Source organism: Flagellimonas alvinocaridis (assembly GCF_965248585.1).
In the GTDB taxonomy this organism is placed as follows: Bacteria; Bacteroidota; Bacteroidia; order Flavobacteriales; family Flavobacteriaceae; genus Flagellimonas; species Flagellimonas alvinocaridis.
The window spans coordinates 3,262,465-3,274,634 of record NZ_OZ252111.1; the positions used below are offsets into that span (position 1 = coordinate 3,262,465).

Genomic DNA, 12,170 nt, shown 5'->3' on the forward strand with positions numbered 1-12,170 from the left:
TTTAAAACTTAATGTTGCAACTTACTCCATAGCTTCTAGACGAAGGAACACCAAAATATTCAAGACCTTGCGAATTTCCAGAGTTATAAGCACTTTCTGGATCCACATTATCTATACTTCTCTTGATGTAAAATAGGTTCTGACCTATTAAACTCACATTAACACTGCTCAAGAACGTCTTATCCAATATTTTGCTTGGAAGTGAATAGCCTAAGCTTATTTGTCTAAACTTGATATAATCTGAATCTTCCACGAAATACTCAGCAATATCGTTTACACGACCGTAGTAAGTTTCCAAATTCGCTGGAGTTACGGTAGTCGTAAAGGAAGTTCCCGTACCAGTATCCGCATTGAAAGTAGAACCATCGATTCCCGTAACGCTCAAGCCATTTTCCCTACCATTAAGAGTCTCTTTATGAAGTCCAGCCCCATAAGCAACAGTATTGGTACCTGAGAACAATTGACCTCCAAACTTACCATCAATCAAGAAACTTAAACTTAAGTTCTTATATCGGAATGTATTGGTAAAACCTACTTGCCAAGGTGGAACACCTTGACCCAAGATTTTTCTTTCTCCTTGTCTTGGGATTGGAACACCATCTCCATCCAAATCATATACAATGTTTCCGTCGTTATCCCTAACAAAAGAAGTTCCGAATATTACACCGTAGCGCTCCCCAACAACATGGGAAATGTTCACGTTCTGCGTACGTGGCTCATCCAAGGTCACATTTCCGTTCTCTGGGTTGGTTGCCGTTACCAAACCTTCGTTGAATGAAGCGTTTACAGAAGTATTCCACTCAAAGTTGGCATTACGTATTGGAGTACCGGAAAGCAACACTTCCACACCTTTGTTCTCAATCTTACCAAGGTTTGCAGTTGCATTGTTGTACCCTGAAGCTATGGAAGTTGTAACATTTACAATATCATCTGTAGTTTCATTGGTATAGTACGCCAAATCCAAGGACAATCTGTTTCCAAAGAAGCGAGCATCAACACCTACTTCCACTTCACTCTTATTCCATGGCACCAAATTGGCATTTGGAACAGTACCCCCAGTAACCCTACCTAGAGGCTGACCCAGGTGTCCTTGACCAAAGATCTCATAAGTCAAGGCCAACTGATAGGCCGAATCAGCTCCACCAGCTGTTTGCGCATAACCACCACGCAACTTCAAGAAATCTATGGCGGTTGGCATTTCAAACATGTCCGAAAGAATCAAACTGGCATTCACCGAAGAGTAAAAATCATTGTTTGGTGTGGTCTTGCCTGGGAAAGAAAGTGTGGAGAACCAGTCATTTCTTCCTGTGAAGGTCAAGAACGCATAGTCTTTATATGAGAATTCAACAGACCCGTAAAGCGACCCTATTTCTCTTTCACTATACTCCCTACTTCTTCCTTGATTGGTCAAGTTTGCAACATCTTCCAAACCAGGAACGATGAATTGGGAACCATCCAGTCTAAGTCTTTCAAACTCAATAGAGTTTTTGTTGGCACCAAAAAATGCAGAAACACCAAATGCATCTGTGATATCCTTATCAATACCCAACATCAAGTCAGAATCTATCTGGGAATATATACGTTCTTCTTCGTTCATGGCCCCAAGAGGAGTATAAGCTGTTCCCCAAGGCTCCACACCTGTAGACTTTCTTGTATAGTGGTCAATACCAACCCTACCTGTTAAATATAACCAGTCTAAGATGTCGTAACGAAGCGACGTAGAAGCAATAATCCTGTTCTTGGTATCCTCATTCCTAAAATTATAGGCGGCCCAATATGGGTTTTGGGAGAATGTATTATCAGAATATGACCTTTCCCTACCATCTTCATCCGCACCAGGATTCATAAACCTTACATCCACGTTGGGAGAAAGAAGTCCCACAGTATAGTTGGCATTACCAGGTGCATCTGAAAGTCTTGGTCTGTTCATTACATCTTCCACGATGTATTTGGCATTGATCTGCGCAGTAAGTTTTTCATTCAATACTGCCCCTGCATTCAAGGAGAATGTTTTTCTGTTCAAACCAGAATTGGGAACAACATCATCATTGGAAAGATCAGATGCGGAAAACCTAAAGTTCAAATCTTCCGATCCACTGGACAATGCCACAGTGTTAATAAAGGTAGAACCTGTCCTGTAGAAGTGATCGTAGTTGCTTCCCACATATGAATATGGTCTTTCAACACCATCCCACTGCACCACAGAGGACCCATTTAATCTAGAACCCCATGACGAGTTACCAAAAGCCAAAGCTTCAGCTTGGGAAGTAGGCGCTTCACCAAATCTACCTTGACCATACTCGGTCTGAAAATCAACAAGACTGGTGTTGACCTTATCAAACTGGACTGAGGTACTGAATTCAACCCCAAAACCTTTTTGATCTCTACCACTCTTTGTAGTAATCAAGATTACACCGTTACCACCCCTAGATCCGTAGAGTGCAGTAGCCGAACCACCTTTTAGCACAGATACCGACTCTATATCATCTGGGTTGATACTGGATATACCATCACCTCCATCATTACCTCCCCACAAACTTGCGGCTCCGTTGTTGTCGTTTCCAATAGGAATACCATCAACAACATACAATGGCTGGTTGTTTCCTGTAAGAGTACTGTTACCCCTAATGATAACCCTACTGGAACCTGCGGCCCCTGTTGAGTTTTGGGTAATGTTCACCCCCGCAATCTTACCTTGAAGCGCATTGATCGCGTTTGGGGTTTTGATCGAAGAAATTTCTTCGCCCCCAACTTCAGTAAGGGAGTACCCCAATGCCTTGGTTTCTTTCCTGATACCCAAAGCGGTCACCACCACTTCTCCAAGTTGCTCCGCATCTTCCTGCATAGTCAGGTTGATTGAGGTTCTTCCGTTCGCCGGAACCTCAACAGTTCGCATTCCCAATGAAGAAAACACCAAGGTTGCATTTCCGCCTGATACGGTTATGCTGTAGTTTCCATCAAAATCCGATGATACACCATTACTGGTTCCTTTTTCAACAATGTTGACTCCAGGAAGCGGAACCCCCGCTTCATCAGAAACCGTTCCGGTAATTGTTTGCGCCAAAGCCCCCTGTATAGAGAACAACACCGCAAAAACAAGTACATACTTTAGTTTTTGAATCATGTTAGTTTTTTTTGTTTGATTGTTAGATAATAGTCGAGTTTAATTAACTTAAAGTTAACACAAAAAGTGAAAATCCCCAATACTTGGAGATTCCTGAAAAATTTTCGACCAACAACGGAGGTGAAAGGCCGAATGGCATATTTATTTCTTAAAATGACAAATGATTAGTTTTTAAAATGGCAATGCCCTAAAATAAGCGTTTACAAATTGCATTTTTACTAATGCGCCTTTTAAGGTAGAACCATGCAATTTCCCTACCAAGACCCAAACCCCTTAAGATTATGACCATTAGGCAAAAGCTTTCGCCAAACAATTATTTTACATTGCAGAGATCCCACAAAATAAGACCGGCCAACTTAAAAAGTTGGCCGGTCTTTAGGCAATTAACTAAAACTAAAGTATTCATACTGATTACTAGTCTTAAAAGTGCTACAATAGAATCTAGTGGAGAAAAAATTTAGACCAACGACTACGCTTGATAGCTCAACATCAAGGACCTAGATTACAAAAAGATTCCCGAACAGGTTTAATCCGGTAACTCCCTCAATTTTAATTGATAATAAAAAACATGTGGGTTCTCTACCTATTAGCGATAGCTTTCCTGAATTTCAATTGCAGGTACTTTCCAAACCATTTCCTTGGTTTCTGGTATATTGGAAAGCAAGGTTGCCAGCTTTTCCTGCGCATGTTCAAACCCTTCCCGGGAAGAGGATTCCATGATAATACGATTGGATGTTACGGACAAAAGGTAAGCCCCTTCTTCCAACTCAGGGTTCATTTTAAGCAAAACATAGTTCTTCTCCGGCTCTTGCACTCCAATTTTTGGCTCCCATCCCATCGCTTCTTGAAACATGGGCTTCAACACAAACAAAGAAGTGTCATCGGTTAGGGAGTCAAACACAAAATAGGTTTCCCTTGTAAGCTCAAATTGCTGTTTGCTTCCATTTTCTTTAGCCTGAACATGTCTTGGTGGTGCCCCTATATTATCCAAACAAGATAAGGCCAAAAGAGCTAAAAGAAACGCAATAACCACTTGTTTGTTCATAAGCATGTTATTTTATGGGATAGTATTTACCATCTTCAGTAATGATATATGACTTGCCTGTAAATGGACTTTTGGCTTGTATAGACCATCCAACCCTATGCACCTCCATATCCAATTCAACTTTTGTCCCATCCTCCAATACTGGTCTTGAAACAAGTTCAGCCAAATCCGTAGCCCATTTCTCATTCTTTGAACGATGTTCTTTCTGTGCCCTGTATAATTTGTACAGCAGCCATCTGATTTGCTCATCTCGTGGAATAACAAAGGAATCCTCATCACCTGCAACATTTGGGGAAAAATAGGCATATCCCCAATGTTCTGGCTCGTGCATGTTGATTACCCCTTGTGGGGACCACACCCAATTATATTCCCTGAGAAACTTCCCATTGACATCCTTTTTTCTACCGTATTTCCCATTCGTCAACTCAAAGTCCCAGTTAACCCTGGAAAAGTTTACCCGCCAAAACTCACCTTCCGGTATTTTGTTACCTCCACTGGCCTCTGTAAGGACAGACCAAGGCATGGCTACCTCCACGCTCCAACCTTTGTCCATATCACTTGGATCATTAAGGGAGCCATCTATATGTACCGCCGATTTAAGACCAAGAATTTCCCAACTATCCACTACTGGGCTATGCTCCCTGTAAGGCTTGGTTAGATAAAGATCCCAAACCGTGTTGAGGGCATTCATTTCAAATTCATAATAATTATGGGTGTCTCCATCTGGGTCAATGAATATCTCAAAATCGTTGTTGTAAAAAATAACCGTATCCCGTTGTTTCAGGTTTGCCCATACATGGGGCTCCTTAAGCTCCGCATAGAAGTATAGATAATCTTCATCCCACAACATGCGCACGTTGGTTTGGTAGGCAGGTGCTTTAACACCTTCGATATCTATGAAGTTTTCGGAGACTTGGGCTTTTTCCCATGCCATCTCTTTGGCTTGCCCATCTATAGTAAGAGGTTCTTCAGCTTTATACACTACTATGGACCGGGGTTCTTTTATTCCCTGACCCAAGCCTATTGCATACCCACACATTACCAAAATAAAAAAAAACCTTTGAGCCATGCCCTTCATTTATCCACTATTGTTTTTGCATCTTCCATTACATTGATTGCAAACACATTATGACTAGAACTCCTTCAATGAAAATAAATTCCTTTCTTTGCCAAAAATGGAACCTTGGGCCAAAATGGTGTTTGAATCATGGTAAAAATTCCTAATTTAATCTGTATTTACAGTTCTTTATTAGACCAATGACAGCTGACCGAGGACAAATGTTTAAAAAAAGTAACCTTTTGTTTTAATGTATCTTCAAAAACAAATCAAGAATAAATTTTTAGTGAACGCCGTGGCAGAATACAAAATCACGGCATGGCATCATGTTGTGTTCTGGGCCATTTATTTCACTTTTAATTTTCTGAGGTGGGGGAGCTATTTTAACGATTACCTGTATTCTTTCAAGTCGAATCTCTTAGGGTTTCCGATTCATATTTTCCTGACATATTTTACCATTTATTATTTAATCCCAAAGTTCATATTTAAACGGAAGTTCTTCACTTTCATGATCATTCTCATATCGAGTATTTTTCTGATGGTGTTCCTTAAATATCTTCTTACCTATAGCCTGATAAGCTACAACGTTTGGCCTGAAGGCCCTGAAACCCATAGCCTTACATTTAATTACGCCATAGTAATGATGCTCGGCGAACTCTATGTAATCACTTTTGTAGCTTCCATAAAACTGACCATTGATTGGTTGCGTGAGACAGGGCGGGTTGCCAAACTTGAAAAAGAGCAACTGGAGACCGAGCTTCGATTTCTACGGGCACAAATATCCCCACACTTCTTTTTCAACACGCTCAACAACATTTACTCCCTTAGTCTTGAAAAGTCGGACAAAACCCCTGAGACCATCATAAAATTGTCTGATCTTATGCGATACGTACTGTACGAGACAAAGGATAAGGACCAAAGCCTGGCCAAGGAAATTGTTTTCATAAAGAATTATCTAGATCTGGAGAAAATAAGATACACCCAGAACCTTCAACTTGATTTCAATGTTATTGGAAATCCAAAAGGCAAAAGAATCGCCCCTATGTTGCTGGTCCAGTTCATTGAAAATGCTTTTAAGCATGGCGCCAATCAGAATATTGGGAAAGTCAAAATAAGCATCGAGATAAAAATCGAAGAAAAATTCCTATACTTTAGAATTAGCAACACAAAACCCAAAAACCATATCTTGCCGACCAAAAAGAAAACGGGCGGCATAGGACTTTCCAATGTGGAGAAAAGATTAAAACTGCGTTATGGAGATGAAGAATACCGTTTGGGTATCTATGAGGAATCAGACGAATATGTTGTAAACTTAAAGCTCAAGCTCAGATGAAGTTAAAATGTGTGATTATTGATGATGAGCCCTTGGCAGTAAAGGTCATTCAAAACTATATTTCTCAAGTAAAGGAACTGGAAGAAATAAAGGCTTTTAACAATGCTATTGACAGTCTTCCCTTTATCAGGGAACACAAACCTGATTTGCTTTTTTTGGACATAAACATGCCCATTATTGACGGTTTTAGTTTCTTGGACAGTTTGGACACCAAGCCCATGGTAGTCATTACATCGGCCCATGCGGAATACGCGGCAAAAGGTTTTGACTTGGAGGTGTTGGACTATTTGGTAAAGCCCATAGCCTTGCCCCGATTTATAAAGGCTGTGAACAAAGCCATGACACATGCACAAAAACATCAAACATCCGCAACTGTACGGGAACATGTCTTTGTAAAGGTGGACAAGAAAAAAATGAAGAAAATCCATTTGGATGAAATTATTCTAGTGGAAAGCCTTAAGGATTACATTAAGATCATAACTGCCAATGGCAACTATGTTGTGCACAAAACTTTAAGTGCCTTTACCGAAGAGATCTCCAATGAAAAGTTTATCCGCATACATAGATCCTATACGGTTTCTTTGGACAAAATTGAGGCTTTGGAAGGGAACAGTGTAGAGATTGCAGGCAAAAGATACGTTATAGGTCGTAGCTATTTAGAAGATGTTAAAGCCAGTATATTAGATCGTTCCATATCCCATACTGGAAGTAAATCCGATTCAACCGAATAGAAAAGCCAACACTTTTGCGCAATCTTATCTTAATCAAGCGCTATTTTTAGATACTTAATCTTAGACCTATCGTAGGTATAGGTTATATGGACAGTACCTTGAGAATCTTGAATAATGGCCGGATAGCTAAATTCTCCTTTTTCATGATCCTCCAACTTCAAAATATCGTGCCAAAGATTGCCATCACTACTATATGCCAAATTTAATTTTTCCCTGCCATTGGACCAATCCTCCCCACTGACTCCAGGATTGTATACGAGCAAATATCCCCCTTCCTTCAAAGAAACTGCATCTATACCACTATTAGGATTGGGAACGGAAGTTGTAGACGCCTTGGACCACGTTAATCCAGAATCACTACTCACACTTTCCATAATCACATCTTGATTGCTTCGCAAAAGCGCCTTTATGTCTCCATTCGGGAGGTGTAACAATGTAGGTTGAATTGTTTTAATGCCTTCTCCTGAGGGGATATGGGACTTGGTCCATGTGGCTCCTCCATCAGCGGATATTTCCACATGGGATTTCCAAATGGCGCCATCTTCAATTTCTACGCTGGAGGGACTCAAAACAAGCTCATCACCAATTTGTATGGGCTTATTTTTGATTGGACCCAATATTCCATCAGGTAATCGACGGGATTCAGACCAAACTTTTTTATTATCATCCATAATGGAGTACATACCCCACCATGTGGAAGGAGAAGGTCCTACCTTGTAGAACATTACAACTTGATCTCGATTGTTTGCAAACAGTACGGGATTCCAACAGGGATATCTTAGGGTATCGCTGACCACTCCATTGGCAATTAATTTTGGGTCACTCCAATTCCCAGAGGTATTAGAGCTTGCATAAATGGCCACGTCGGGATGTCTTTCGTGGGTTCCCCCAAACCAAGCCGCCATGACCGAGCCATCCGCCATCCCAACCAAAGTAGAGGCATGGCATTGGGCAAACGGAGCTTCTTCAAAAATAAATTCTTCCGAAAGTACTTTCACTTTCGGAACAGGAAGATCCTGGGAAAAACCAAAGGCCCAGAACAGACAAACAAATGTCCATATACCGGGCCTTACCATTTTATAAATTCCTATACTGAACAGGGTCAATAAACTATTTCTTGGAGACAAAATCAACTAATGAGATTACCGTCCTCGTCCCATTCCGCTACAATGTTCCGTTTACTCTGGTCCACACATTTGGCCAACCACTCCGGTTCATAGGATACTCCATGCTGATCAAGTACATCTTGGGGAACACCGTCCCATACATTGGGCATGTTTCCTTTGTAACCCAGTTCCTCTATCCCAATTTTTGAAGTATAGAATCCTGTCATGGTATGATTCCTCACCAAAGAGAAGAAGTTCACCTCAAAGGGTCTTTCACTTGAAGGTACATCTGGATCGTAATAGGCAATCCCGTCCAGAATACTTTTTTGCTGTTCTTCCGTAGCTGATTTGAACTCGGTTCCAAATTCGGTATTGCTCTTATGGTCCAACCACATTAATCCACCCCTAAGATCCACCTGCATTTGCGGTAGGTCCTTAGCCATGAATTCTATAAAAGGTACCACCTCAGCATCGGAAGCACTCTTGAACTCCGCGCCTCCCGGTAAGATCAAATCACAAAGCACGGTCATGGTGGCTGCCTCATGGTCATTGAAAAAGCGTTCCCTCTCCAACTCGGCCACATGTTCATTTTCCCTATCGGTGCGCCATTTTACAGCAGTGGGGTCCAAAGCGACCTCTTCAACCGGGGTTTCCGCTCCAGGCTTACATCCATTGATGGCCAGACCTCCGGCCACGGAACCCAATACAATCGATTTTAAACTTTTCCTTCTATCCATGACCTACAGGTTTTGTTTTTTCAATTGGTCCACTATATACTCTGAGGCCCTCCATGAGAGTGCCAAAATTGTCCATGTACAGTTCTTGTCGGCTTGGGACACAAATGGCCCTGCATCAACTACAAATACATTGTCCGCATCGTGCAATTGCTGATACTTATTGGTAACCGATGTCTTAGGATCATCTCCCATACGGGTAGTTCCCACCTCATGAATGATACGCCCTGGTGTGTGGAGACCATAATCCGCTTCTTTTCCGGGCTTGCTTCCAAGCACTTCACCACCAAGATTGGTAAGTATTTGCTCAAAGGTATCGTGCATGTGAATGGCTTGCTTATGCTCATATTCCGACCATTTGTAATGGAAACGCAATACAGGGATACCCCATTCATCGACCGTGTTGGGGTCTATTTCACAATAGTTGTCCTTATAGGCAATAGACTCTCCCCGTCCACTTAGCCCCACCAAGGCCCCATAATATTTTTTGGCATCGCTACGGAGCACATCTCCATAACCGCCGACCTTGGTTCCGAAGAATTTATTGAACTCGTTGACATTAAAGCCAAAGCCATAACTCGGCATACCCATACCGCCCCATATTTCAATATGGTAGCCCCGTGGGAAATCCAATTTGGAGTTATCGCCCCACCAAGGTGAATACACATGCATTCCACCTACCCCATCTTCATTGTATGACACCTTTCGGTTCATCAAATCGGGAACGAAGGCCATTCTGTCCGCCCCAGTGGAATCATGGAGATATTTACCCACAATATCACTACTGTTCCCCAATCCGTTGGGATGTTGTGGGCTCTTGGAGTTCATCAAGATTCTGGCAGTACTACAGGCAGATGCGCCCAATACTACCACTTTGCCCTTGAGCTTATATTCTTTTCTATCTTCTTTATTGATATAGGAAACTCCGGTTGCCTTACCTTCATCATCAACCGTTACTTCACGAACCACGCAATTCACGAACAAGTCCACTTGACCCCTACTCTTTTGGGCCGGGAAAATCAAACAGGTCCCTGCTGAAAAATCAGCATATACCTGACAGGCACGGCTACACTGTCCGCAGTAAAAGCAAACCCCTCTTTCATTGTTGATCCGCTTGGTGAGCATGGACATCCGTGAAGGATATACCGGAACACCGGTTTTTCTCGCTCCCTTGATATAGAAAAGCTCATGCAGCCTTGGTTTTGGGGGAGGAAGGAAAAATCCATCTGGATTATTGTGGATGTTCTCTTTGGTTCCAAACACCCCGATCATTTTGTCCACCTTGTCGTAGTATGGCTTTACGTCATCGTAGCTTATGGGCCAATCATCTCCGTGACCATCAATACTTTTATGTTTAAAATCATCAGGACCAAAACGCAAGGAGATACGCCCCCAGTGGTTGGTACGCCCTCCCAACATATGTGAACGAAACCAATCGAACTTGGTGCCATCCTTGTGTGTATAAGGCTCCCCTTCAATCTCCCAACCTCCGTAGGCAGAATCAAAATCTCCAAAGGGTCTTACTGTGCCAGCCCCTCTTCTGGGCGACTCGTAGGGCCACCTTAATTGTGTTTTCTGTTCTGGATCGGCTGGATCAAAGAACGGACCTGCCTCCACCACGGCCACTTTCAGGCCTGCATCGGCCAGTACTTTTGTGGCCATCCCCCCTCCTGCTCCAGAGCCTACAACTATGGCATCATATACCGTTGAATCTTCTATTATCTGCATTGCGACTAATACTTCTTTATATTATAAATTAAAATGAATTGGCTCCCCGGAAACGAAAAATAGGGGTAAAAATCCAATACGACAATAATTGCACGTCAAATTCTTGAATTTTCATAGCCAGTCCTGCCTTTTTATGGCATATTGTTAATATTCCCACTTTTCAGTAAAGCATCTTCAATTTTTTAGACCAACGACGAATCCAAATAGATTAATGTAATAAGTGAACTTCCCCAACACTCAATGGTTTTAGCTTGACCAATACAGCATTTACTATCAAAACAAATTCACTTAAACGTACTATTTATACCTTTTTAAAGAGGTCTTAATAAAATCTGTACATTTATGCACACTGAATTGTGCAATCATGAAACTTCATTTGCTAAATCGGAGAAGCAACACCGGCTCTTCTTTTACCATTACCCATAATTGCCATCCTCATTTTTTAAAAATTTGGCACTATCATGCCGAACTGGAACTGGTATTGATTAAAAAAAGTACCGGTACACGGTTTATTGGTGACAGTATTCAAAAATTTCAAGTTGGCGAAGTAGTGCTTTTAGGGAAGAACCTACCCCATATGTGGTTAAATGATGAATCTTATTTTGAAGAAGATATTCCTGACGCGGCCGAAGCCATATCCATCCATTTTACCGAAGATTTTTTGGGGGAGCATTTTTTCAAATCTGCCGAATTTTCACATATTGGCCTTATGCTGCGCACAGCATTGAGAGGCATTAAATTCCATTCCATCCCTCCTGTCCTATACGAGTCTTTCGAAAACATGCTCTCCATGAACGCCTTCTCCAAAGCAATAGCTTTGATTGAACTATTGAACCAATTGGCCAGACATAAAGAATATGAACTGCTGTCCAGCATTGGATATGTGAACAGCTTTGGGCAAATTGAAAATGAAAGACTTCGCAAGGTATATGAATACATTTTTGACAACTTCAAGAGTGATGTCAACCTAAACAATGTAGCAGAATTGGTAGGGATGAATCCATCAGCCTTTAGTAGGTTCTTTAAAAGAATACACCGAAAACCATTTACACGATATCTCAACGAGATACGTATTGGGTATGCTTGCAAACTGTTGCTTGAAAGCGAGAACAGCATTGCAGGAGCAGCTTATGAATCAGGGTTTAATAACATTTCCAACTTTAACAGACAGTTCAAGGCCATTAAAGCTACATCCCCTACCGATTACATCAAATCATACAAAAAATCCGGGTGATTTTGCATTAAGGCAAAAAAAGTATTGAATTAGGTACTTTTTTAGGTAGTGTATAAGCACCAACACTTCTAATTTTGG

At 41.5% G+C, this 12,170-nt stretch carries 9 protein-coding genes; 3 read left to right on the forward strand and 6 right to left on the reverse strand.

Annotated features, from left to right (window positions below):
* Nucleotide 1: 1 nt before the first annotated feature.
* The 3 genes from ACP14V_RS14630 to ACP14V_RS14640 form a co-directional block, all read right to left on the reverse strand.
* On the reverse strand, nt 2-3,124 hold the full coding sequence (locus ACP14V_RS14630; RefSeq protein ID WP_272608738.1) for a SusC/RagA family TonB-linked outer membrane protein: 3,123 nt from the start codon (nt 3,122-3,124) through the stop codon (nt 2-4).
* Between the two features lie 586 nt (nt 3,125-3,710).
* Nucleotides 3,711-4,169, reverse strand: coding sequence for a glycoside hydrolase family 20 zincin-like fold domain-containing protein (locus ACP14V_RS14635; protein WP_272608739.1), 459 nt, complete (start codon nt 4,167-4,169; stop codon nt 3,711-3,713).
* Between the two features lie 7 nt (nt 4,170-4,176).
* Nucleotides 4,177-5,238 carry a carbohydrate-binding family 9-like protein gene (locus ACP14V_RS14640; protein WP_272608740.1) on the reverse strand — a complete coding sequence of 354 codons (1,062 nt, stop codon included), beginning with the start codon at nt 5,236-5,238 and terminating at the stop codon, nt 4,177-4,179.
* 496 nt (nt 5,239-5,734) lie between these two features.
* Between ACP14V_RS14640 and ACP14V_RS14645 the strand changes: the two genes are divergently transcribed.
* Both ACP14V_RS14645 and ACP14V_RS14650 read left to right on the forward strand, forming a co-directional pair.
* Entirely contained in the window at nt 5,735-6,559 is an 825-nt protein-coding gene (locus ACP14V_RS14645) for a sensor histidine kinase (protein WP_313790937.1), read from the forward strand.
* A complete protein-coding gene (locus ACP14V_RS14650) occupies nt 6,556-7,290 on the forward strand; it encodes a LytR/AlgR family response regulator transcription factor (protein WP_136564648.1) in 735 nt (244 codons plus the stop codon). The genes ACP14V_RS14645 and ACP14V_RS14650 overlap by 4 nt, the downstream gene beginning before the upstream one ends.
* Before the next feature lie 29 nt (nt 7,291-7,319).
* Here ACP14V_RS14650 and ACP14V_RS14655 read toward each other — a convergent pair whose 3' ends face one another.
* The 3 genes from ACP14V_RS14655 to ACP14V_RS14665 are packed head-to-tail and all read right to left on the reverse strand — an operon-like array spanning nt 7,320 to nt 10,858.
* On the reverse strand, nt 7,320-8,417 hold the full coding sequence (locus ACP14V_RS14655) for a sialidase family protein (protein ID WP_272608741.1): 1,098 nt from the start codon (nt 8,415-8,417) through the stop codon (nt 7,320-7,322).
* Nucleotides 8,418-8,419: 2 nt separating this feature from the next.
* Nucleotides 8,420-9,133 (reverse strand): gluconate 2-dehydrogenase subunit 3 family protein, encoded by a 714-nt coding sequence (locus ACP14V_RS14660; RefSeq protein ID WP_136564650.1) that lies wholly within the window; start codon nt 9,131-9,133, stop codon nt 8,420-8,422.
* Between the two features lie 3 nt (nt 9,134-9,136).
* On the reverse strand, nt 9,137-10,858 hold the full coding sequence (locus tag ACP14V_RS14665; RefSeq protein ID WP_272608742.1) for a GMC family oxidoreductase: 1,722 nt from the start codon (nt 10,856-10,858) through the stop codon (nt 9,137-9,139).
* 364 nt (nt 10,859-11,222) lie between these two features.
* Here ACP14V_RS14665 and ACP14V_RS14670 point away from each other — a divergent pair, with 364 nt between their 5' ends.
* Nucleotides 11,223-12,092 carry an AraC family transcriptional regulator gene (locus ACP14V_RS14670; RefSeq protein WP_136564652.1) on the forward strand — a complete coding sequence of 290 codons (870 nt, stop codon included), beginning with the start codon at nt 11,223-11,225 and terminating at the stop codon, nt 12,090-12,092.
* Nucleotides 12,093-12,170 lie beyond the last annotated feature (78 nt).